The following is a 21,443-nucleotide window of genomic DNA, read 5'->3' as shown; positions in this document are numbered from 1 at the left end:
GATGTGGATGCGGATGCGGGCCGCGCGCCCGCCGGGCTTGCCGGTGTAAGGGGCCTCAGCGGGCGCACGGGGTTCGAGGGTTGTCGGGTCGTGGGTCAGCGGGCGGGCGAGGGCGGGTCCCGGTCGGGCGCGGGGCGGGCTTCGGGCGTGGTCCTGGCGGCCCCGAGGTGGCGGTGGGCGAGCAGGCGGAGGAGTTCGGTGCGGGTGGGGGCGGTGATCCGCTCGAAGGGGTCGCCCTCGCCGGTCCAGCCGATCTGCCGGTGGGCCACGAACCGGGCGTTGGGGCCCTGGCCTTCGACGGTCATCCGCCAGTGGCGGTGCAGCAGGTCGCACAGGACCCGTTCGGGAACGGGGAGTTCGTTGCTCACCTGGTCCACCTCCGGCTCCGGGAGTCCAGCCATGCCGCCAGGGGGTGGTGGCGTGGGTTGTCCCGGGGCCTGAGCCGAGTCCGCGCCCAGGTGCGTGCCGCCGCGCCCCAGGATGCGGAGGCGGTGGGGTGGTCGGCCACGGCCTGGTCGATCAGGTGGGTGGCCAGTTCGAGGTCGCCGTCCCGGTGTGCGATCCGCAGGGCTTCGCGGACCAGGGGGAGACGGTGGCGCAGGGTGCGGGAGTGCCACCGGCCCCTCAGGCGCGGGGGCAGGTGAGCGGGCGGGTGCAGGGCCTCCTCGGCGGCGGCCAGCAGGTCACAGGTGTGCGTGTCCAACATCAGAGGGACACCCCCAGCCGGTGCAGCCCGGCCAGGACAGCGTGTAGGACGTCCAGGGGAGCGGTGTCCAACGGTCGGCGGTGCGAGGGAATCAGCGGCGGACGGGGCGGGCGCGGCGACCGGCCCCCGGAGAGGGCGCGCGGCTTGGTGGCGTAGGCGCGCACACGTTCGGCTCGGCGGGGGCGACGGCGGCGCATGGTCTCGGAGGCGAGCCAGCGCACGTGCGCCAGCTCGGACAGGTTCAGGTAGCGCGACATGGGCGAACTCCTGGTGCTCAGATGCCGCTGGATGAGGGCGGCGGTGGATGAGTACAAGCCCCATACTTAACTTAAAACTTTTAAATCGCAAGTCTTACTTGAGAGTATCTTGTTTGGCATCATCACTCTGAGGAGTTGCGAAATGTCTGGTTCTAGCCCATCAGCGATAGCATCGACCCCGTCCACAGGGGAGGTCGAAGTGAGCAGCGCTTCCGTCGCAAGGCGGCAACTATCAGCACAGATGCGAGCAAAGCGCCTCAACGCGGGCATGACGATTGAACAGGTCGCCGACGAACTCGAATGGTCGAGTACGAAGATCTCGAACATCGAGACAGGGCGATCAAAGAAGCCCGCTGTCACCGACATCCGGGTGTTGCTCGACCTGTACCGAGTGACGGACGCCCGAGAGCGGGACTCGATCCTCTCCCTCACCCGGCAGTCACGTGAGCGGGGCTGGTGGAACCGATACGACGATGTGCTCGGCGGAGCCTACGCTTCGCTCGAAGCCGGTGCGAAGAGCGTCCGGTTGTTTGAGCCGCAGTATATTCCTGGCCTGCTACAGACGCCGGAGTACGCCGCAGCGATCGCCCAGGCCACCCTTATCCGCAACCCCGATGACATCCAGCGAACAGTCGAGGCCCGGGTGAAGCGCCAGGAAGTCCTGGGGAAGGAGTCTTCCCCCGACGTATGGGCCATCATTCACGAAAGCGCCTTGCTGATGCTGCGCGCCTCCCCTGAGCTGTTCGGCCCTCAAATCCAGCGGTTGGCGGAGCTGGCAGAAGAACCGAACTCGGTCACCATCCAGGTGCTTCCCATCGCTGCGGGTCTCCACGCCGGGATGGGTGGTCCGTTCTCGATCTTGGACTACGAGTCCGCGCCGTCGCTCGTGTTCCTGGAGACGAACACAGACGGCTTGTACCTGGAGAAGCCAGCAGAGATTACTCGGTACCGGCAGTGCTTTGACCGATTGCTCGCCAAAGCTCTCGATCCCGACGACGTGCCCGCATACCTGCGATCACTATCCGCTTAGAAAGCCACGACCATGTACTCAGTCACCGAGGCCCTGAAGTTCCGCAAGTCCTCGTACAGCAACCCCTCGAACTGCGTGGAGGTCGCTGACGTGCCCGGCGGAGATGCTGCCGTCCGCGACTCCATGAATCCCGAGCACGGGTATTTCCTCGTTCCGGGTGGGGAGTGGGAGGCGCTTCTCGGGGCCGTCCGCCACGGGTAGACCCCAGGCAGCAGAGAGGCCCCGACAGGCATCCTGCCGGGGCCTTCCACGTACTCATCCGGGCCACACTGTACCCCGGGCGGCCCGGGGCCGGAAGCAGCTTCCGTTGGATCGTGCCTGGCCGTGCCCGGCCAGGGATCCAGACCGCTGTCCTCTTGCCGGGATCCCTTGTCGCCGGTGAGGGGCGGTTACTCGGCGGGGAACACCAGTCCGGGGCGGGTGCCGGTGGCGCGCACGCTCTGGGTGACCTTGACGTCGTAGTGCTCAGCGAGCGCGGTGAAGAACGCCTGCGCGGCCTCGTCCAGATGCTCGCCGATGCCGTTCGTGCCCACCGTCATGCGCACCTCGTCCGACGGGGACCCGTCAGGAGGGTCGATACGGATGGTGTAGGTGACCTCGGGGTCGTTGCGGTATTCGTACACGGCGCACCTTCGTCTCGGTTCGTTCGGAACGGATGGCGAAGTCCTGCTGAACCACGGGTCGGCCGCGGAGTCGCAGCGGGGGCTTTCGCTTCTCCTGTGGCGCACTCACCCGAACCTTCTCAACCGAGTCGTGGGCGAGCCGCGGTCGTACTGGACCCTGTGCCCAGGTTTGCACAGGCGTCCGACGGTCCGGACAGGCGGGGCGGTGCGCTTCCCACGGCCTCCTCGCGAACCGGGAGCCCCTGGGATGTCGGTGCTCTGGTCTAACTTCGGAGTCATGGCACAGCGAACCGTAGCTCAGAAGATGGGAGTCAGGGCGGGCAGCCGGGCCCACCTGGTCGGCGCACCCGACACCGCACTCGCCGAACTCCGACTGCCTGAGCTGGAGCTGCCCGGCTCACTCCCCGGGACGTTCGACTACCTGCACCTGTTCGCCACCAGTCAACAGGAACTGCGCTCGGGCTTCACCGAACTCCGGGACCACCTGGCCCCGGGCGGGATGCTGTGGGTCTCCTGGCCGAAAGGGCGCCGCCACGGCACCGACCTCGACATGAAGAGCGTCATCGCCATCGGTTACGACCTCGGGACGGTCGAAAGCATCTGCCTGCGCGTCGACGAGGTCTGGGCCGGGTTGAAGTTCACCCGGCCCAGACCCGGCAAGGTCTACCGGAACAGCTACGGGACCCTGCCCCAGCAGCGTTCGTGACGCGGGGGTCAGAGCTGTAAAAAACGGACCGGTGCCCCGGGCAGCGCTGCGCCTGGCACCTGCACACCATCGGCCCGCCACCCCGCAGGCCCCGGCACAGATCAGGCGAAGAGGACGAAGGCCAGCACACCGAGGGCGGACGGAGAGGCGAAGGCCACGAGTGCGATCAGCGCGTTGGTCCGGAAGCGCTCGTCGTCCCCGGGGGCGAACAGCCCGAACTCGAACTCGGCCCCGGCCTCGGTCTGGGAGGTGTCGTTCATGGCCCCATCCTGCCGTACTCCCGGGATGCGCGTACACCCGCGGAACGCCCGCCCGGGCGCGGCCTCCGGGCCCTCACAAGCCAGCCAACGCGTGTCCACGAACGGTCGTGGGCACGTGCGGCCCCCTCCTGGCTCCGGGGCACAGGAAAGTCGGGTCGACCTTCCCGTAGCGGGCTCGGGCCCGGGTTGCGCGGACCGTGTCGCGGCAGAAGATGGTGCTTTTTCCGGAAGTTTTCCGAAAGCGCGTCATAGGCGGTGTGGAGGAACGTTTCACCCAGGAAAGCAGTTCGACGACCCACCGAGGAACCACCATGATGAGCGCCCAATCCGCCCCCACGCCCGGCACCCGCCCCCTCCGCGACCCCGCCGACCTGGTGGGGCAGTGGGTCCGGGTGGACGAGGACGGATCCCTCGGGCTGCTGCTCGCCGCCGACCGCACCGGCTGGACCCTGCGGACACCGACCGGCACCCGCACCGGCAAGGGGTACCTGGCAGCCGAGCCGGTCACCCGCCGGAGCGAGGCCGCGACCGTCCGCCGACGCCTGCGCGCCGTCATGGACGACCCCGCGTCCCAGATCTCCGACGACCTGGACCTGCTCGACCTCCAGCTCGCCGCGCACCCCTGATCCCGTACCCCGCACTCCGAGCCCCGGTTCGCGGGCCTTCGGCCGAGCGGCGCCCTCCCGGAACGGGCGCGCCGGGCCGGAGGCCCGCTCTCGGGTGGGTCACGACCTAAGGAACGCGTAAACCCCCTGGGTGAGCGCGGCGTCTCTGAGAGAGACGACGCGCTCGCCGTCGGATCGCGTGGAACGCACGCGTACACAGCAGGGGGCACCACCATGGGCCGTAACGGCAACCTCATCGAAAACGGGGCGTACTGGTTGCTCTACGTCGTCTCCTTCAGCGGCGCACTCCTGCACTGGCGCCTGGGCAACGAGTTCCTGGCGGCGCTGTGCGGCGCGACCGCGCTACTGAGCGCCCTGCTCATCGGCCGTGTCGGGACCGGTCTGGCCGCCCCGGGGCGCTGAGCCCGCCACCGGCCACCGGGCCGGTATTCCCGCCTGTTCTGGGGTGATCATCACCCGCCCCGCCACCCGCTTTCAGTGCGTTTGCCCCGTGCACGTGCGGATAGGCTTCGCGGTATGCGTTCATGGTCTGCGCCTGACATCGTTCCCCTGCCGGGTACCGGCGGCCCCCTTCGTGTCCACGACACCGCCACCGGACGGATAAGGACGACGACGCCGGGCTCCACCGCGGGGATGTACGCCTGCGGTATCACCCCCTACGACGCGGCCCACCTCGGGCACGCCTTCACCTACCTGACCTTCGACCTGGCCAACCGGGTGTGGCGGGACGCCGGGCACGAGGTCAACTACGTCCAGAACACCACCGACATCGACGACCCGCTCCTGGAGCGGGCCGAGGCGACGGGTGTCGACTGGCGCGACCTCGCCCACCGGGAGATCGACGTCTTCCGCGAGGACATGGCCGCGCTGTCGGTCATCCCGCCGACCTCCTACGTCGGCGTCGTGGAGTCCGTCGACCTGATCAGCGAACTCGCCGTCCGCATCCGGGAGACCGGCGCCGCCTACGAACTCGACGGCGACCTCTACTTCTCCGCCGCGGCGGCACCGAAGTTCGGCGAGATCAGCAACCTCGGCCGCGAGGAGATGCTCGACCTCTTCGGCCAGCGCGGCGGCGACCCGCAGCGCACCGACAAGAAGGACCCCCTGGACTGGCTGCTCTGGCGCGCCGAGCGCCCCGGAGAACCCGCCTGGGACAGCCCCCTGGGCCGCGGCCGACCCGGCTGGCACATCGAGTGCAGCGCCATCGCCCTGGACCGGCTGGGCCCCTCCTTCGACCTCAACGGCGGCGGCAACGACCTGGTCTTCCCGCACCACGAGATGGGCGCGGCCGAGACCCGCTGCGCCACCGGGGGCCCCAACGCCCACAACCACCTGCACGTGGGCATGGTCGGCCTGAACGGCGAGAAGATGTCGAAGTCGCTGGGCAACCTCGTCTTCGTGTCCAAGCTGCGCCAGCAGGGCGTGGACCCGGCCGTCATCCGCCTGGCCATGCTCAGCCACCACTACCGCTCCCCGTGGGAGTGGACCGACGCCGAGCTGCCCGCCGCCGACGAGCGCGCCCGGCGCTGGCGCTCGGCGACGGCCCTGGGGTCGGGCCCGGACGCCGCTCCGGTGCTGGCCGCGGTGCGTGCCGCACTCGCCGAGGACCTGGACTCCCCGGCCGCGCTGGCCGCCGTGGACGCCTGGGCCGGGACCGCGCTGACCGAGGGTGGCGACGACACCGGAGCCCCCGGCCTCATCCGCGCCACCGTCGACACCCTGCTGGGCGTCAAGCTCTAGGGGCCTGTCTCCAGGGGGTCCGTCCCGGGACGTACCCCGGCGGTGGGCCGGGCACCTGCCCGGCCCACCGCCGTCTCAGCTCCTGGGCCGCGGCACGTCCGTGCCCCGGGGCACGGAGAAGTCGGGGAGGCCGGGTTCGGGCGCGTCCGGGACCAGCCGCACCACGGGGACCCCGTTGACGGGGTCGGACCCGATGCGCTCGTAGTCCCGGAGGCCGCCCCCGACGTCATGGCCCAGCCCCCGCATCAGCGCGGACGAGGCCCTCGGGTGCCGCTGCGCGTAATGCGCCAGCACCTGCCCGGACTCCTCCGGCGGCAGCGGCTCGGCGGTGCCCCGCCGGCGCCGGCTGCCGACCTGGAACAGCACCCGCGGTTCCTCCAGGATGTTGCGGAACCAGTGCGAACGGTTCCCGAACCCCGAGGCCACCAGTACCGCCCCGGTGTTGTCGTTGCGCCCCACCACCTCCAGGACCGCCTGCCGTGCCTCGCCGGTGGTCCGCCCCCTGTGGGTGAGCAGCACGAGCCGCTCTCCCAGGAGGTCGCCCAGGCCCAGCCGGTAGATCCAGATCGGGGCGCGCAGCAGTGCGCGCTGGAGCGGGTCCTTCGGGGGCTGGGAGAACGTCATGGCACTGACCTTCCTGCGATGGTGTCCGGCTCTCCTCCAGAGCGGGCCGAGGGCGGGCACGAGTGTAGTCACGCCGTCCTCGGCCGCCCGGACGCCACGCCAGTCCCGCAGCCCCTTCCGAGGCCGACGGCGGGGCGTCTGCGCGCGGACGGTCACCGGGCCGTCTCCGGCCGACCGCGCGTGGCGGGAAGGGAGCGGGTGTGCCGGTCTCCTGGTGCGACAGTCCAGATATGTACCTTCGTGTCGTGTTCGTGGTGACCACCTGTGGCCACGACATCGCCGAACCACCACCACCGGGGGGCGCGGCGTGATGGGATGTCGCCCATGACCACGACCACGACCGGCACTCCCACCCGGCCCAGCGCCGCAGCGGAACTCATCGCGGACTTCGTCTCCACCGGCGGCGTCCTCACCGACCGGGCCGACCTCGCCCGATTCCTGCGGGAGCACCGCCTCGTCACCGAGGGGGCCATCCCCATCACCCTCGCCGACCTCGACGAGGCCATCATCCTGCGCGACGGTATCCGCTCCCTGCTCGACCGCGACTCAGGGCCCGATCCGGAGGCCCTCGGGCGCGCCCAGAAGGTCCTGGACGGCCTGCGCGTCACCGTTCGCCTGGAACCCGCCGAACAGGTGGAGTCGCCCCTGGCGCCCGCCGTCGTCGACGAGGTGCGCCGGGGTCTGGCCCGCATCGCCGGAGCCTGGGCCGCCGTCCTCGCCACGGGGGAGTGGCGCCGCCTGCGTCTGTGAGCGGTCGGAGGGGTGCGGGCCCGCTACGGGCCCTGCCCCGCGGTGGCGCGTCAGGACGGCGGCACGCGGACACCGTCGTCCGCGCGGCGGACGCTCACCCGCGCAGCCGGGCGAGGAGCCCCGGGCGCGGCAGGGCCGCCCGCCGGCGCCCCAGGAACTCCTCCCACTGCCTGGTGATGTCCTCCAGCTGGTAGTCGGAGGCGGAGGCCAGGGCCTGTGCGCCCATCCGGTGGCGTTCCTCGCGGTCCGAGACCAGGCGGGACAGGGCCTCGCCGAGGGCCCTGGTGTCCTGGGGCGGGACGAGCAGGCCGTTGCGACCGTGGTCGATGATCTCCCTCGGGCCGTGCGGGCAGTCGAAGCTCACCACCGGGACACCGACGGAGAAGGCCTCGATGATGGTCATCCCGAAGCCTTCCACCCGGGAGCTCACCGCCAGCAGGGACGCCTTGGAAAGCTCGCCGAGCATGTCGTTGGTCTGCCCCTTCAGACTCACCTGCTCGGTCAGGCCCAACCTCTCCACCGTCTCGCGGAGTTCGGTGTCCCGGTCGCCTCCTCCGTAGATGTGCAGCCGCCACTCCGAGTGCTCCGCGGCCACGTGGGCGAACGCCTCCACCAGCAGCGGGTACTGCTTCACGGGGGAGAACCGCCCCGCGGCGGCGATCACCGGCTCGTCCAGCGCGGACTGGGGCGGCTCGCCCGGCTCCAGGGCGTTGGGGAGGGCGGTCAGCCAGCCCTCGGGGGTGTCGAGCAGCTCCTCGTAGGCGGCCCTGTCGGTCTCGGTGAGCACGCTCATACCGCCGAGCTTCGGGTAGGCGCGGGCGATCGCCTTGCGCACCTGCGGTTTGTGCTCGGCCAGGTTGAGGTGCTCCTGGCCGATGGTGAGCACACGGGGGGGTGCCCAGGCGGCGAGGAGCAGGTTGATCCCCGGGCGGGTCCCGATCACCACGTCCGCCTTGGTGGTGCGCAGGTAACGTCTTAACCCGGTGACCGCCTCGGGGGTGAAGTTCCTGTTCCGGCGCCGCTCCGCCTCGGGCACGATCTCGTTGGCCCTGCTGTGCCAACGGGCGAGGGTCCGCTCTCCGGGGGGTACGACCACGGGGTTCTCGGTGTAGTCGCTCAGGGGTACGAGGCGTACCCCGTCGGCCGGGGTGAAGAAGGGTTTCTCCCGTCTGCGTACCAGGCTGACGATCTCCACCTCGTGGCGGTCCGACAGCCCCCTGGCGAGGTTGTGGACGGTACGGACCGTGCCGCCCATGGCGTAGCCGTTCGCGATGACGAAGGCGATCCTCACAATGTGCCCCAGAACTCCCACCCGCGCGGTCGGGAAGGGTACTCGTCCCAGGCCCCGGGGCGCGACGAACCCGTGTCCGGAGCGCGTGTACCCCCGTACCACGCGCCCCGGAACCCTGGCCCAGTCCCCCCGGTCCGCGAGCCATCACACGCAACGTAGCCAAGACGACATAAAGGTGAGGTAACGGCAGATCGGATTTTCGGGACAATCCGCCTACCGGGACGGTGATCCCGGGCACCCCGGGCCACCCGGGTCGTCCGGCGGAACCTCAGCCGTCGTCACGGCGGCGGAGGTAGCGCTCGAACTCCCGGGCGATGGCGTCGCCGGTGGCCTCGGGGAGGTCCACCGTGTCCTTGGCCTCCTCCAGGCCCCGCACGTAGGCGGCGATGTCCTCGTCCTCGGCGGTGAGGTCGTTGACGCTGGCCTCCCAGGACACGGAGTCCTCGGGCAGGTCGCCCAGGGGGACCTCCGCGCCCAGGAAGTCCTGCACCCAGCCCAGGAGGGCCAGGGTCGCCTTCGGGCAGGGCGGCTGTGCCACGTAGTGCGGGATGGCCGCCCACAGCGACACCGTCTCCACACCCACCGAGCTGAACGTCTCGTGTACGACCCCGACGATGCCGGTCGGCCCCGTGTACGTGGCGGCCTCCAGCCCGAACCGGTTGCCCAGCTCCAGCGGCGAGGACATCCCGGTCACCGGGATGGGCCGGGTGTGCGGTGCGTCGGCCAGCAGCGAACCCAGGACCACGGCGCGCCGGACCCCCAGCTCCCGGGCGATCGCGAGCAGGTCGGCGGTGTAGGAACGCCAGCGCATGTTCGGCTCGGGGCCGGTCACCAGGACGACGTCGCGCCGGGAACCGGGCGGACGGGCCACCCGTACCCGGGTGGTGGGCCAGTCCATCTCGGTCAGCCGCCCGTCGACCACGGTCATGCGCGGACGGGTCACCTGGAAGTCGTAGTAGTCGTCCGGCGCCAGGGCGCACAGTTCCCGCGCGCCCCACTTCTCGGACAGGTGTTCCACGGCGAGGCTCGCCGCCTCGCCGGCGTCGTTCCACCCCTCGAACGCCGCCACCATCACAGGCTCGACGAGCTCTCGGTCGAGCTGGATCATGGACGGCCCCTTCCTGGACGTGGACGCACACCACCCTATGGGGTGCCGCCACGGCCGGGAAACCGTTACGGGAAGCCCGCCCCTTCAGGCAACATTCAGAACTTTGGGACACCCGTCTCACGTGGCGAAACAATCGATGGGGTAGCCTCGCGACCAGCGACTGACCAGGACAGCGACGTCCCCGTCCGCTTCCACCCGCAGCGCGTCGTGGTCCGTACCAGTGCCGTTCGTCACGGGCGACGTACTGGGGTTCCACCACGCCCCGAGACTAGAGTTGCTGAACATGAGAGATCGACGGACATTCCGTGAAGCACTGTCCCAGCGCGTGGTCGTTGCGGACGGGGCGATGGGCACCATGTTGCAGGCGCACGATCTCGACCTCGACCAGTTCGAGGGACACGAGGGCCTCAACGACATCCTGAACCTGACCCGGCCCGACATCGTGCGGGACATCCACGCCGCCTTCTTCGAGGTCGGTTCCGACTGTGTGGAGACCAACACCTTCTCCGCCAACTACGGCGGCCTGTTCGAGTACGGGATCGAGGAGCGCACCTACGAGCTCGCCGAGGCAGGCGCGCGCCTCGCCCGCGAGACCGCCGACGCCTACTCCACCGCCGAACAGCCCCGCTACGTCCTGGGGTCGGTCGGCCCCGGAACCCGGCTGCCCACGCTGGGCCACGCAGCCTACGCGCACCTGCGCGACTACTACGAACAGTGCCACCGCGGCCTCATCGACGGCGGCGCTGACGCCATCCTGATCGAGACCTGCCAGGACCTGCTCCAGGTCAAGGCCGCCGTGATCGGCGCCAAGCGCGCACGCAGGGCGCTGGGCAGGGACGTGCCGATCATCGCCCAGGTGAGCATCGAGACCAACGGCACCATGCTCATGGGCTCGGAGATCGGTGCGGCGCTGACCTCGCTGGAGCCGCTGGGCATCGACGTGATCGGGCTCAACTGCTCCACCGGCCCCGCCGAGATGAGCGAGCACCTGCGCTACCTGTCGCACCACTCGTCCGTGCCGATCTCCTGCATGCCCAACGCGGGCCTGCCCGAGCTGGGTTCCGAGGGCGCGGTCTACAACCTCTCCCCGGAGGAGTTGGCCGACGCCCACGACACCTTCACCTCCGAGTTCGGCCTGAGCCTGGCCGGCGGCTGCTGCGGCACCACCCCCGAACACCTGCGCCAGGTCGTCGAGCGGGTGCAGGGGCGCGGGATCAAGAACCGCAACCCGCTGGTGGAGCCCTCCGCCTCCTCGCTCTACCAGAGCGTCCCCTTCCGCCAGGACGCCAGCTACCTGGCGGTCGGCGAGCGCACCAACGCCAACGGCTCCAAGAAGTTCCGGGAGGCGATGCTGGCCGAGGACTGGGACACCTGTGTGGAGATGGCCCGGGACCAGATCCGCGACGGCGCCCACCTGCTCGACCTCAACATCGACTACGTGGGCCGCGACGGCGTGCGCGACATGCGTGAACTCGCCTCCCGGTTCGCCACCGCCTCCACCCTGCCGATCATGCTCGACTCCACCGAGCCCCCCGTCCTGGAGGCCGGGCTGGAGGCGCTGGGCGGCCGCGCGGTGCTCAACTCGGTCAACTACGAGGACGGCGACGGCCCCGACTCCCGCTTCACCCGCATCATGGAGCTGGCCTCCGAGCACGGGGCCGCCGTCGTCGGCCTGTGCATCGACGAGGAGGGCCAGGCCCGCACCGCCGACTGGAAGGTGCGGGTGGCCAGCCGCCTCATCGACGAGATCACCGGTGACTGGGGGCTCAGGACCGGCGACATCATCATCGACTGCCTCACCTTCCCCATCACCACGGGGCAGGAGGAGACCCGCAGGGACGGCCTCGAGACCCTCAACGCCATCCGCGAGCTCAAGTCCCGCTACCCCGAGGTGCAGACCACCCTGGGCCTGTCCAACCTCTCCTTCGGCGTCAACCCGGCCGCCCGGATCGTGCTCAACTCGGTGTTCCTGCACGAGGCGGTCCAGGCGGGCCTGGACTCGGCGATCGTGCACGCCTCCAAGATCGTGCCGATCAACCAGATCCCCGAGGAGCAGCGCAAGGTCGCCCTCGACCTGGTCTACGACCGGCGCGAGGACGGCTACGACCCGCTGTCGACCTTCATCGACATGTTCCAGGGGGTCGACGCCAAGGCGATGCGGGCCTCGCGCGCCGAGGAACTGGCCGCCCTGCCGCTGTGGGAGCGCCTGGAGCGCCGGATCATCGACGGCGAGTTCACCGGCATCGAGGCCGACCTGGACGCGGCGCTCGCCGAGCGCCCGGCCCTGGCCATCGTCAACGACACCCTCCTGGCGGGGATGAAGACCGTCGGCGAACTGTTCGGCTCCGGCCAGATGCAGCTGCCGTTCGTCCTCAAGTCCGCCGAGGTCATGAAGGGCGCGGTCGCCTACCTCGAACCGCACATGGAGAAGACCGACGACGACGGCAAGGGCCGGATCGTGCTCGCCACCGTCAAGGGCGACGTGCACGACATCGGCAAGAACCTCGTCGACATCATCCTGTCCAACAACGGCTACGAGGTCGTCAACCTCGGCATCAAGCAGCCGGTGTCGGCGATCCTGGAGGCCGCCGAGGAGAAGCGGGCCGACGTGATCGGCATGTCCGGCCTGCTGGTCAAGTCCACGGTGATCATGAAGGAGAACCTGGAGGAGATGAACTCCCGCGGTATCTCCGAGCGCTTCCCGGTGCTCCTGGGCGGCGCCGCGCTCACCCGCTCCTACGTGGAGCAGGACCTGGCCGACATGTTCGGCGGCCACGTGCGCTACGCCAAGGACGCCTTCGAGGGCCTGCGCCTGATGGACACCTTCATGGCGGTCAAGCGCGGTGAGGAGGGCGCCAAGCTCCCCGAACTGCGCCAGCGCAAGGTCAGGCGGGGCGCCACCCTCAAGGTCACCGAGCCCGAGGAGATGCCCGCCCGCAGCGACGTGTCCACCACCAACCGGGTGCCCGTCCCGCCGTTCTGGGGCGACCGGATCAGCAAGGGCGTCCCGCTGGCCGAGTACTCCGCCTTCCTCGACGAGCGCGCCACCTTCATGGGGCAGTGGGGCCTCAAGGCCTCCCGCGGCGGCAACGGCCCCACCTACGAGGAGCTGGTGGAGACCGAGGGCCGTCCGCGGATGCGGATGTGGCTGGACCGGATCCAGACCGAGGGCCTGCTGGAGGCCGCGGTCGTGCACGGCCACTACCCCTGCTACAGCGAGGGCGACGACCTGGTCGTGCTGGACGAGGACGGGAGCACCGAGCGCACCCGCTTCACCTTCCCGCGCCAGCGCCGCGACCGGCACCTGTGCCTGTCCGACTTCTTCCGGCCCAAGGAGTCCGGGGAGCTGGACGTGGTCTCCTTCCAGGTGGTGACGGTGGGCGCGGCGATCAGCCGGGCCACCGCGGAGCTGTTCGAGCGGAACGCCTACCGCGACTACCTCGAACTGCACGGCCTGTCCGTGCAGCTGACCGAGGCCCTGGCCGAGTACTGGCACACCCGGGTCCGCGCCGAGCTGGGCTTCGCGGGGGAGGACCCCGCCGAGCTGGACGCCTTCTTCAAGCTCGGTTACCGGGGCGCCCGCTTCTCCCTGGGCTACGGCGCCTGCCCCGACCTGGAGGACCGGGCCAAGATCATGAAGCTGCTGGAACCGGAGCGGGTGGGGGTGTCGTTGTCCGAGGAGTTCCAGCTTGTTCCCGAGCAGGCCACCGACGCGATCGTCATCCATCACCCCGAGGCGACATACTTCAACGTCTGACCAGCCCCGAGGTCGTGGAGGCCCCACCGGTGTCCGTCGCCGGTGGGGCCTCCCCCTGTGGGGACCACCCCTGCCACGATTCGAGATGAGCCAATTGAGCACTGTGAGTTCCGAACTGCCCGAGGCCGGTGTCGAGGGGGAGCGCCGCCTGCAGGCGGTGCTGTTCGACATGGACGGCACCCTCATCGAGAGCGAACACCTCTGGGGGGAGGCCGAGGCCGAGCTGGTCGCCGAGCTGGGCGGGGTGTGGACCGCCGAGGACCACCGGGTCAACGTCGGCAACGCGGCCGAGCCGGTGGGGCGTTACATCATCGAGCTGACCGGGGCCGACCACCTCACCCCGCGGCAGGTGGCGGACATGCTGTACGCCCGTTTCCTCGCCAAGCTGGAGGGCGGCGCCGAGGTGCGCCCCGGGGCCAGGGAGCTGGTGTCGTCGCTGTCCAGGGCCGGGGTTCCGCTGGTCCTGGTGACCTCGACGGAGCGCGCGCTGGTGGAGACGGCGATCTCGGGTATCGGCCTGGACGCCTTCGTCGACTCGGTCGCCGGGGACGAGGTGGACGCGAACAAGCCGCACCCCGACCCCTACCTCAGGGCCGCCCGCCGCCTGGGTGTGGCGCCGGAGCGCTGTGTGGCGGTCGAGGACTCGGTGGTCGGTGTGGCCTCCGCCGCCGACGCCGGCTGTGTCACGGTCGCGGTGCCCAACCACGTGGAGATCCCGCCCCGCTCGGGTGTGGTCTTCCGGGACAGCCTGGTCGGTGTCGACCTGGACTGGTTGGAGTCGTTGGTCGCCGACCGCTGAGGTCCTTGTGCCGGGTGCCCCGGTGGGTAGCGTGGGGGAGAGGGACGTGGCGCCCGAGCCGTCGCGCTGGATGAGCTGGGTGAACCGCCCTAGGGGATCGGCCGGATGTGTGTTCGGGCGCCGGATGGGAGACTGGTCGCATGCCTGAGACTCTGAGTGAAAACGTCGGCGTGGGGCTGGGGGCGGCCCTGGCGGTGGTCGGCTTCGTCATCTCCTACTTCCTGTGGCGCAGGAAGGGCGCTGCCTACGGTCTGCGCGGTGTGGCCTGGTCGCTGCTGCCCCTGGTCGCCGGGCTCCTCATGCTGATGGACGTCGTGATGGAGTTCGTCCTGGGGGTCCTCGGGATCCTGCTGACGATGGCCTTCAAGCTGCAGTCGTGGGTGGGGCTGGCGCTCGCGGTGCTGATGGTGGTCCTGTACGTCGTCTCGGGCTTCATGAAGTCCAGGGGCATCGGGGTCAAGCCGGGCGCGAGGCCGCAGGACAAGGCCCGGGCCAGGGCGCAGGGCACGGACGCACCCGCCGCCGCGGAGCCCGCGCGGCCCGCCGCCGGGCAGGTGGGCGGGGCCCAGCCCAAGCAGGGCGACCAGCCCAAGCAGGGCAAGAAGACCGGTGGGGACGAGGACCTCGAGGACATCGAGGCGCTGCTGCGCAAGCACGGCATCGAGTAGGCCCCCTACACGACGAGAGCGGCTCCGCTTCGGCGGGGCCGCTTTCCTGTGTCCCGCCTCACGTTACGGGTTCGTACCGACACGGTCTGATTTATAGCACTTGCCATAGCTCAGGCGAATTGGGATGAAGTGTGTGGCGGTGGTCGTATCGTTGTCTGGGGTGCGCGAAGCGTCCTCCCGTCCCAGCTCAGCGCGGATCGTCCGATGAATGCGCATTTTGAGGTCTTTAGTTCTCATGTGGGTCATTTATTAGTTTTCGTTACGATTCGGCTACATGGGCAAAGTTTGGACGACGGGCGCCTGAGGGGCGAGTAAGTTGGTCGCTGTGTAACATCCCGGGCGGAACGGTCCGCGAGTGTGTCGAACCCCTCAGTCGGTCGCACATGCCGCGTACCTGTACCGACGTGACGGGCTATCCCCTCGCACCGTCGGACGAACGCCCACGCCAGCCCGAGTCGAGAACCGGCCGGCCCCACCGTGAGACCCCGCAGGGTCACCCCCCGAGCGGCTCACGCATGGGATCTGTCCCCTCGGCCAGAAGCGTATGAGTGGAGAGTGGTGACCTGATGAGCGCGCCCTCGCATGCCCCTGGGGCGACCGAAGAGGTCGACCCGGAACCCGGTGCGTCGGCCTCGGGTCGCAGCGACGCCGACAACCGTTCCCTGCGTCAAATCGCCTGGCAGCGACTGCGCCGCGACAAGGTAGCCATGGTCTCCGGCATCGTCGTGGTCCTGCTCATCCTGGCGGCGGTCTTCGCGCCCCTGCTGAGCAAGTGGTTCGGGCAACCGCCCACCCAGTTCAACCAGGACCTGATCAACCCCAGTCTGCGGGTTCCCTACCTGGACCCCGACAACCCCGAACTCGGCGTGGACCGCTGGGGCGGGATCAGCGGCGACCACCTGCTCGGAGTCGAGCCCACCACCGGCCGCGACCTGTTCAGCCGGATCCTGTACGGCGCCCAGATCTCCCTCCTGGTCGCCTTCCTCGCCACCCTGGTCTGCGTGACCCTCGGTACCGTTCTCGGCATCATCGCCGGTTACATGGGCGGCTGGGTCGACACCCTCATCAGCCGCACGATGGACATCTTCCTGGCCTTCCCGCTGGTGCTCTTCGCGATCGCCCTGGTCGGCGTCATCCCACAAGGCCTCCTCGGACTCACCGGCAACGGGCTGCGGATCGGCGTCATCGTCTTCATCATCGGCTTCTTCAACTGGCCCTACGTCGCCCGCATCGTCCGCGGACAGACCCTCGCCCTGCGCGAGCGCGAGTTCGTGGAGGCGGCCAAGAGCCTCGGTGCCAGCAACCGGCACATCCTCCTCAAGGAGATCCTGCCGAACCTGGTCACCCCGATCATCGTCTACGCCACGCTCCTGATCCCCACGAACATCCTGTTCGAGGCGGCCCTGAGCTTCCTGGGCGTGGGCATCGAACCGCCCACCCCCAGCTGGGGCAAGATGCTCTCCGAAGCGGTGTCCTTCTACGCGACGGCGCCCTACTTCTTCATCTTCCCCGGCCTGGCCATCTTCATCACCGTGCTCGCGTTCAACCTGTTCGGTGACGGCCTCCGCGACGCCTTCGACCCCAAGACCTCGGACTGACCCGCGCTCGCGCGCGGCGGGTCACCCCTGCCCGCGCGGACGCGGACCAACCCGCGGGTCCAGCCCATCCCCACACCAGTCTCAGAGAGGTTATTCCCTTGAGGAAACGCACCCTCGGCTTCGTCGCGCTCGGCGCGGCGGCGTCCCTCTTCCTGTCCGCCTGCGGCGGCTCCGCCACCGGCGGCGACGACTCCGCGTCGGAGAACGAGTTCGATCAGGGTTCGACCGAGATCGTCAACCCCTCCGACAAGACCGGCGGCACCCTGAAGTACGCCATCGCCGGCGACTTCGACTCCACCGACCCGGGCAACACGTACTACGCGTTCAACTGGAACTTCTCCCGTTACTACGCGCGTACCCTCCTGGCCTTCAACCCGGAGCCGGGCGACGCCGCCACCGACCTGATCCCCGACATGGCGACGGACCTCCCGGAGCCCAACGAGGACTTCACCGAGTGGACCATCCAGATCCAGGAAGGCCTCAAGTACGAGGACGGCACTGAGATCACGGCCCAGGACATCAAGTACGGCATCGCCCGCTCCAACTTCAACGGCGGTACGTTCACCCTGGGCCCGCAGTACTTCAAGACCCACCTGGACCAGGACGACCACAACGTCTACGAGGGCAGCGACCCGCTCGCGGGCTTCGACTCCATCGAGACCCCGGACGACTACACGCTGGTCTTCCACCTCAAGGACTCCTTCTCCGAGTTCCCGAACGTGCTGACCCAGCCGCAGACCGCCCCGGTCCCGATCGAGGCCGACCGCGGTGAGCTGTACCAGGAGAAGGTCGTCTCCTCCGGTCCGTACAAGTTCGACGGCGAGTACGAGCCGGGTGTGAAGCTGAACCTGGAGCGCAACGAGGAGTGGGACGCCTCCACCGACGCCGTCCGTCCGGCCCTGCCGGACCGCATCGAGGTCGAGATCGGCGTCAACCAGGACGAGATCGACGAGCGCCTGGTCAGCGGCGAGATCGACGTCGACCTCTCCGGTACCGGCGTCGGCCCGGCGATGCACTCGCGCCTGCTCGGTGACGACTCCGCCCAGGGCAACCTGGACAACCCGTACAGCGGCGCCCTGCGCTACGTGAACATCCACACCCCGATCATCGAGGACGTGGCCTGCCGCCAGGCGATCATGTACGCCGCCGACCGCGACAGCATGTGGCGCGCCTGGGGCGGCGCCGAGGGCGGCGACATCGCCACCAACCTGCTCCCGCCGGCGATCCCGGGCTCCGACCCCGAGTCGGACCTGTACCCGTCCGAGGACAACAAGGGTGACCTGGAGTCCGCCGAGGCCAAGCTCGAGGAGTGCGGCGAGGAAGACGGCTTCAAGACCAACATCGCCGTCCGCGCCGAGCGCGAGAAGGACGTCCAGACCGCCGAGGCGCTCCAGCAGTCGCTGGCGCGGGTCGGCATCGAGGCCGAGGTCAAGTCGTTCCCCGCGGCCGACTTCTTCGGCCAGTACGCCGGTTCCCAGGACTACGTCCGTGAGAACGACATCGGCCTGAGCGTCTCCGGCTGGGGTCCGGACTGGCCCACCGGTTACGGCTTCGCCTCCAAGATCACGCACGGCGACGCGATCATGGAGACCGGTAACTTCAACACCTCCGAGCTCGACGACCCCGAGATCAACGGTCTCTGGGACCAGGCCCTCAAGACCGAGGACCCGGAGGAGCGCGCCGACATCTACGAGCAGATCGACACCCTCGTCATGGAGAACGCCGCCATCCTGCCGGTGGTCTTCGACAAGGCCCTGATCTACCGCTCCGACGAGCTCACCAACGCCTACTACCAGCCCTCGTACATGATGTACGACTTCATGGCGCTCGGCGTGGACCGGGGCTAGCTCCCGAATACCAGCCTGAACTAGTACGAGAAGGCAGGTGAAAGCGGCGGGGAGCCCCTGGCGATCCCAGGGGCGTCCCCGCCGCCGACCGCGATGCTGAACTATATTCTCCGCCGCCTTGGTGCGGGCCTCTTGCTTCTCACCGTCGTCACGGCGGTGACCTTCTGGATCTTCTACGTCCTGCCCCGCTGGGCCGGCGTCACCCCGCACGGCATGGCGGCGATGTACGTGGGCAAGGCGCCGACACCGGAGGCGCTCGACGCCACCGTGGAACGCCTTGGCCTCGACCAGCCCGTCGCGGTCCAGTTCTTCGAGTTCATCCGCAGTATCCTCTTCGGCGAGGAGTTCACCTTCGGCCGGGAGACCGTGGAGTGCGCCGCCCCGTGCCTGGGCTACTCCTTCAGCACGAACTCCCCGGTACTGCCGCAGCTCATGGACCGCCTCCCGGTCACCCTGTCCCTGGGTCTGGGCGCCGCGGTGATCTGGGTCATCGGCGGCGTGTCCGTCGGTGTGCTCTCCGCGGTCAAGAAGGGCAGCATCTTCGACCGCCTGGCCATGGGCACCGCCCTCGTCGGCGTGTCCCTGCCCATCTACTTCACCGGTCTGCTGTCCCTGTCCTTCCTGGTCCACGAGTGGGGCCTGTTCCCGGTCTCCCGCTACGTGCCCTTCACCGAGGACCCGGTCGGCTGGTACCAGGTCATGCTCCTTCCCTGGATCACCCTGGCCTTCCTGCACGCCGCCCAGTACGCGCGGCAGACCCGGGCGGGGATGCTGGAGACCCTGAACGAGGACTACATCCGCACCGCGCGGGCCAAGGGCCTGAGCGAGCGGAAGGTGATCTTCAAACACGCCCTCCGACCCACCCTGACCCCGATCGTCACCATCCTGGGGCTGGACATCGGCATGGTCCTGGGCGGCGCGATCCTCACCGAGAAGGTCTTCTCCCTCAACGGCGTGGGCGCCTACGCGATCGACTCGATCATCGCCAAGGACCTGCCCGTCGTCCTGGGCGTCACGCTCCTGGGCGCGGTGTTCATCGTCATCTGCAACCTGATCGTCGACCTCCTCTACCCCGTCGTCGACCCGCGGGTGCGGATCGCCACGTAGGGCGTGTCCACCGAACACGCCCCAGCGCTCGCCAGCGCTGACCCCAGACCAGCTCTACCGAAGGAAAAGTGACATGGCCTCGACCGGACCGGCGCCGGCTGCCTCTGACGCAGTCGTGCGCGTGGAGAACCTGCGGGTGACCTTCCCGACGATGGACGGTGACGTCCACGCGGTGAAGGGCCTCTCCTTCGAGGTGCCCGCGGGCGGTGCCCTGGGCATCGTGGGTGAGTCGGGTTCGGGCAAGAGTGTGACCTCGTTGGCCCTGATGGGTCTGCACCGGGGGAGCCGCGCCCGGATCACCGGCTCCATCGAGGTGGCCGGGCAGGACGTGGTGGCCGCCAGCGACAAGAAGCTGCGTTCGATGCGCGGCAACGACATCGCGATGGTCTTCCAGGACCCCATGCAGTCGCTGCACCCGCAGTACACGATCGGCAACCAGCTGGTCGAGGCCTACCTGGTACACCACCCCAAGGCGGGCAAGGCTGCCGCGCGCAAGCGCGCCGTCGAGGCCCTGGAGCGGGTGGGCATCCCCGAGCCCGCCACCCGGATCAACTCCTACCCGCACGAGTTCTCCGGCGGTATGCGCCAGCGCGTGGTCATCGCGATGGGTCTGATGTGCGACCCCAAGGTGCTGCTGGCGGACGAGCCGACCACGGCCCTGGACGTCACCGTCCAGGCGCGCATCCTCGACCTGCTGGACGAGTTGCGCCGCGAACTCAACATGGCGCTGATCCTGGTCTCACACGACCTGGCCGTGGTGGCCGGTTCGGTGGACGAGGTCATCGTGATGAAGCACGGCCAGGCCGTGGAGCGGGGCGGGGTGCGCAAGGTGCTCTCCGAGCCCGAGCACCCCTACACCCAGGCCCTGTTGGCGGCGGTGCCGCGGGTGGAGATGTCCCGGGCCGAGCGCCGCGCCCAGGACCGCGCCGACCGGGCCGAGAAGGACAAGCGCGAGGGCGCCGTCACCAGCCCCGGCACCTTCGAGGCCTTCACCCCCGCCGCCACCGACGGCGAACCGTTGTTGCGTGTGCGGGATGTGGCGCAGCGGTTCCGGGTGCGTGGTGGTATGTGGGGTCGGGCGTCTGATTTCTGGGCGGTGCGGGGGGTCAGTTTTGATCTGCACAAGGGGGAGACCCTGGGTGTGGTGGGTGAGTCGGGGTCGGGTAAGAGCACCCTGTCGCGGATGATCATGCGGTTGTTGGAGCCCACCGAGGGGTCGGTGGAGTTCGAGGGCCGCGATATCACGCATATGGCGGAGCGGGAGTTGCGTCCGTTGCGTCAGCACGTGCAGATGGTGTTCCAGAACCCGTACTCGTCGTTGAATCCGCGGTTGACGATCGGGGAGAGCATCGGTACGGCGTTGAAGGTGCAGGGGGAGCGGGACGGTAGGAAGGTGCGGTCCCGGGTGCAGGAGTTGTTGGAGCGGGTGGGGTTGGAGCCGCACCACTACAACCGGTTCCCGCATGCGTTCTCGGGGGGTCAGCGTCAGCGGATCGCTATTGCGCGGGCGTTGATCCTCAAGCCGAAGCTGATTATCTGTGATGAGCCGGTGTCGGCGTTGGATGTGTCCACGCAGGATCAGGTGTTGCGGTTGTTGTCGGAGTTGCAGGACGACTTCGGGTTGACGTATATCTTCGTGGCTCATGATCTGGCGGTGGTGCGTCAGGTGAGTGATCGGGTGGCGGTTATGCGTAAGGGTGAGGTGGTGGAGATGGGGGACAGTGACTCGGTGTATGAGAGTCCGCGTAGTGAGTACACGCGGCAGTTGTTGACCGCGGCTCCGGTGCTGGACCCGGACGAGGCCCGCGAACTACGCGCCGAACGGGTCGCCGGGCGCGCCGCCTAGCAGCACGCGCGAACGGGTTCGGCACGCCGTTCCCCGATGGGCGCCGTGGGGGGAGACCCCCTGCGGCGCCCATCGCGTGTCCGGGGCCCCGCCGCCTCGG

At 69.3% G+C, this 21,443-nt stretch carries 22 protein-coding genes; 14 read left to right on the top strand and 8 right to left on the bottom strand.

The features are described from left to right. Positions 1–95: 95 nt before the first annotated feature. The 3 genes from AC0VYD_RS15740 to AC0VYD_RS15730 are packed head-to-tail and all read right to left on the bottom strand — an operon-like array spanning position 96 to position 1,020. Positions 96–368, bottom strand: coding sequence for a hypothetical protein (locus AC0VYD_RS15740; RefSeq protein WP_475476283.1), 273 nt, complete (start codon positions 366–368; stop codon positions 96–98). Further along, positions 365–706: a hypothetical protein gene (locus tag AC0VYD_RS15735; protein ID WP_475476282.1), complete on the bottom strand. Its 342-nt coding sequence runs from the start codon at positions 704–706 to the stop codon at positions 365–367. Before AC0VYD_RS15735 ends, AC0VYD_RS15740 begins: the two co-directional genes overlap by 4 nt. Continuing rightward, positions 706–1,020, bottom strand: a complete 315-nt coding sequence (locus AC0VYD_RS15730; RefSeq protein WP_475476281.1) for a hypothetical protein — start codon at positions 1,018–1,020, stop codon at positions 706–708. Before AC0VYD_RS15730 ends, AC0VYD_RS15735 begins: the two co-directional genes overlap by 1 nt. 142 nt (positions 1,021–1,162) lie before the next feature. Between AC0VYD_RS15730 and AC0VYD_RS15725 the strand changes: the two genes are divergently transcribed. After that, the gene (locus AC0VYD_RS15725; RefSeq protein ID WP_452547552.1) at positions 1,163–1,993 is read left to right on the top strand and encodes a helix-turn-helix domain-containing protein; all 831 of its coding nucleotides are present in this window, start codon (positions 1,163–1,165) and stop codon (positions 1,991–1,993) included. A 12-nt stretch (positions 1,994–2,005) separates the two neighbouring features. After that, on the top strand, positions 2,006–2,194 hold the full coding sequence (locus tag AC0VYD_RS15720; RefSeq protein ID WP_475476280.1) for a DUF397 domain-containing protein: 189 nt from the start codon (positions 2,006–2,008) through the stop codon (positions 2,192–2,194). 188 nt (positions 2,195–2,382) lie between these two features. On the opposite strand, the gene AC0VYD_RS15715 is transcribed toward AC0VYD_RS15720, so the two are convergent. Continuing rightward, the gene (locus AC0VYD_RS15715; RefSeq protein WP_475476279.1) at positions 2,383–2,616 is read right to left on the bottom strand and encodes a hypothetical protein; all 234 of its coding nucleotides are present in this window, start codon (positions 2,614–2,616) and stop codon (positions 2,383–2,385) included. Positions 2,617–2,893: 277 nt separating this feature from the next. On the opposite strand from AC0VYD_RS15715, the gene AC0VYD_RS15710 reads away from it, so the two are divergent. Further along, on the top strand, positions 2,894–3,322 hold the full coding sequence (locus tag AC0VYD_RS15710; RefSeq protein WP_475476278.1) for a class I SAM-dependent methyltransferase: 429 nt from the start codon (positions 2,894–2,896) through the stop codon (positions 3,320–3,322). A 101-nt stretch (positions 3,323–3,423) separates the two neighbouring features. On the opposite strand, the gene AC0VYD_RS15705 is transcribed toward AC0VYD_RS15710, so the two are convergent. Further along, entirely contained in the window at positions 3,424–3,582 is a 159-nt protein-coding gene (locus AC0VYD_RS15705) for a hypothetical protein (RefSeq protein WP_475476277.1), read from the bottom strand. 314 nt (positions 3,583–3,896) lie between these two features. Between AC0VYD_RS15705 and AC0VYD_RS15700 the strand changes: the two genes are divergently transcribed. The 3 genes from AC0VYD_RS15700 to mshC all read left to right on the top strand — a co-directional run bounded on the left by AC0VYD_RS15700 (position 3,897) and on the right by mshC (position 5,948). After that, positions 3,897–4,208, top strand: coding sequence for a hypothetical protein (locus AC0VYD_RS15700; RefSeq protein WP_475476276.1), 312 nt, complete (start codon positions 3,897–3,899; stop codon positions 4,206–4,208). Between the two features lie 213 nt (positions 4,209–4,421). Beyond that, positions 4,422–4,610: a hypothetical protein gene (locus AC0VYD_RS15695; RefSeq protein ID WP_475476275.1), complete on the top strand. Its 189-nt coding sequence runs from the start codon at positions 4,422–4,424 to the stop codon at positions 4,608–4,610. 114 nt (positions 4,611–4,724) lie between these two features. Next, on the top strand, positions 4,725–5,948 hold the full coding sequence (mshC, locus tag AC0VYD_RS15690) for a cysteine--1-D-myo-inosityl 2-amino-2-deoxy-alpha-D-glucopyranoside ligase (protein WP_475476274.1): 1,224 nt from the start codon (positions 4,725–4,727) through the stop codon (positions 5,946–5,948). 75 nt (positions 5,949–6,023) lie between these two features. Here the strand turns inward: mshC and AC0VYD_RS15685 are convergent, their stop codons facing one another. Further along, positions 6,024–6,572 (bottom strand): nitroreductase family deazaflavin-dependent oxidoreductase, encoded by a 549-nt coding sequence (locus AC0VYD_RS15685; RefSeq protein ID WP_475476273.1) that lies wholly within the window; start codon positions 6,570–6,572, stop codon positions 6,024–6,026. Between the two features lie 324 nt (positions 6,573–6,896). On the opposite strand from AC0VYD_RS15685, the gene AC0VYD_RS15680 reads away from it, so the two are divergent. Then, on the top strand, positions 6,897–7,322 hold the full coding sequence (locus AC0VYD_RS15680; RefSeq protein WP_475476272.1) for an ABATE domain-containing protein: 426 nt from the start codon (positions 6,897–6,899) through the stop codon (positions 7,320–7,322). A gap of 94 nt (positions 7,323–7,416) precedes the next feature. Here AC0VYD_RS15680 and AC0VYD_RS15675 read toward each other — a convergent pair whose 3' ends face one another. Both AC0VYD_RS15675 and AC0VYD_RS15670 read right to left on the bottom strand, forming a co-directional pair. Next, positions 7,417–8,613 (bottom strand): glycosyltransferase family 4 protein, encoded by a 1,197-nt coding sequence (locus AC0VYD_RS15675; protein ID WP_475476271.1) that lies wholly within the window; start codon positions 8,611–8,613, stop codon positions 7,417–7,419. 268 nt (positions 8,614–8,881) lie between these two features. Then, positions 8,882–9,721, bottom strand: a complete 840-nt coding sequence (locus AC0VYD_RS15670; RefSeq protein ID WP_191269154.1) for a PAC2 family protein — start codon at positions 9,719–9,721, stop codon at positions 8,882–8,884. Between the two features lie 283 nt (positions 9,722–10,004). Between AC0VYD_RS15670 and metH the strand changes: the two genes are divergently transcribed. From metH to AC0VYD_RS15635, 7 genes are all read left to right on the top strand, one after another. Next, complete coding sequence (gene metH, locus AC0VYD_RS15665) at positions 10,005–13,478, top strand: methionine synthase (RefSeq protein WP_475476270.1); 3,474 nt, start codon at positions 10,005–10,007, stop codon at positions 13,476–13,478. An 85-nt stretch (positions 13,479–13,563) separates the two neighbouring features. Then, entirely contained in the window at positions 13,564–14,277 is a 714-nt protein-coding gene (locus tag AC0VYD_RS15660; RefSeq protein WP_475476269.1) for an HAD family hydrolase, read from the top strand. A gap of 140 nt (positions 14,278–14,417) precedes the next feature. Next, positions 14,418–14,945 carry a cellulose synthase gene (locus AC0VYD_RS15655; protein WP_475476268.1) on the top strand — a complete coding sequence of 176 codons (528 nt, stop codon included), beginning with the start codon at positions 14,418–14,420 and terminating at the stop codon, positions 14,943–14,945. 566 nt (positions 14,946–15,511) lie between these two features. Next, positions 15,512–16,543, top strand: a complete 1,032-nt coding sequence (locus AC0VYD_RS15650; protein WP_475476267.1) for an ABC transporter permease — start codon at positions 15,512–15,514, stop codon at positions 16,541–16,543. Between the two features lie 98 nt (positions 16,544–16,641). Further along, entirely contained in the window at positions 16,642–18,390 is a 1,749-nt protein-coding gene (locus tag AC0VYD_RS15645) for an ABC transporter substrate-binding protein (protein ID WP_475476266.1), read from the top strand. Between the two features lie 93 nt (positions 18,391–18,483). After that, on the top strand, positions 18,484–19,497 hold the full coding sequence (locus AC0VYD_RS15640) for an ABC transporter permease (RefSeq protein ID WP_475476265.1): 1,014 nt from the start codon (positions 18,484–18,486) through the stop codon (positions 19,495–19,497). A gap of 73 nt (positions 19,498–19,570) precedes the next feature. Then, positions 19,571–21,343: an ABC transporter ATP-binding protein gene (locus AC0VYD_RS15635; RefSeq protein ID WP_475476264.1), complete on the top strand. Its 1,773-nt coding sequence runs from the start codon at positions 19,571–19,573 to the stop codon at positions 21,341–21,343. Positions 21,344–21,443: the final 100 nt, after the last annotated feature.

It is taken from the genome of Nocardiopsis sp. iso_40 (assembly GCF_056173285.1).
The sequence above is the reverse complement of the archived record's forward strand: the minus strand, read 5'-3'. Positions and strand labels throughout refer to the sequence as shown.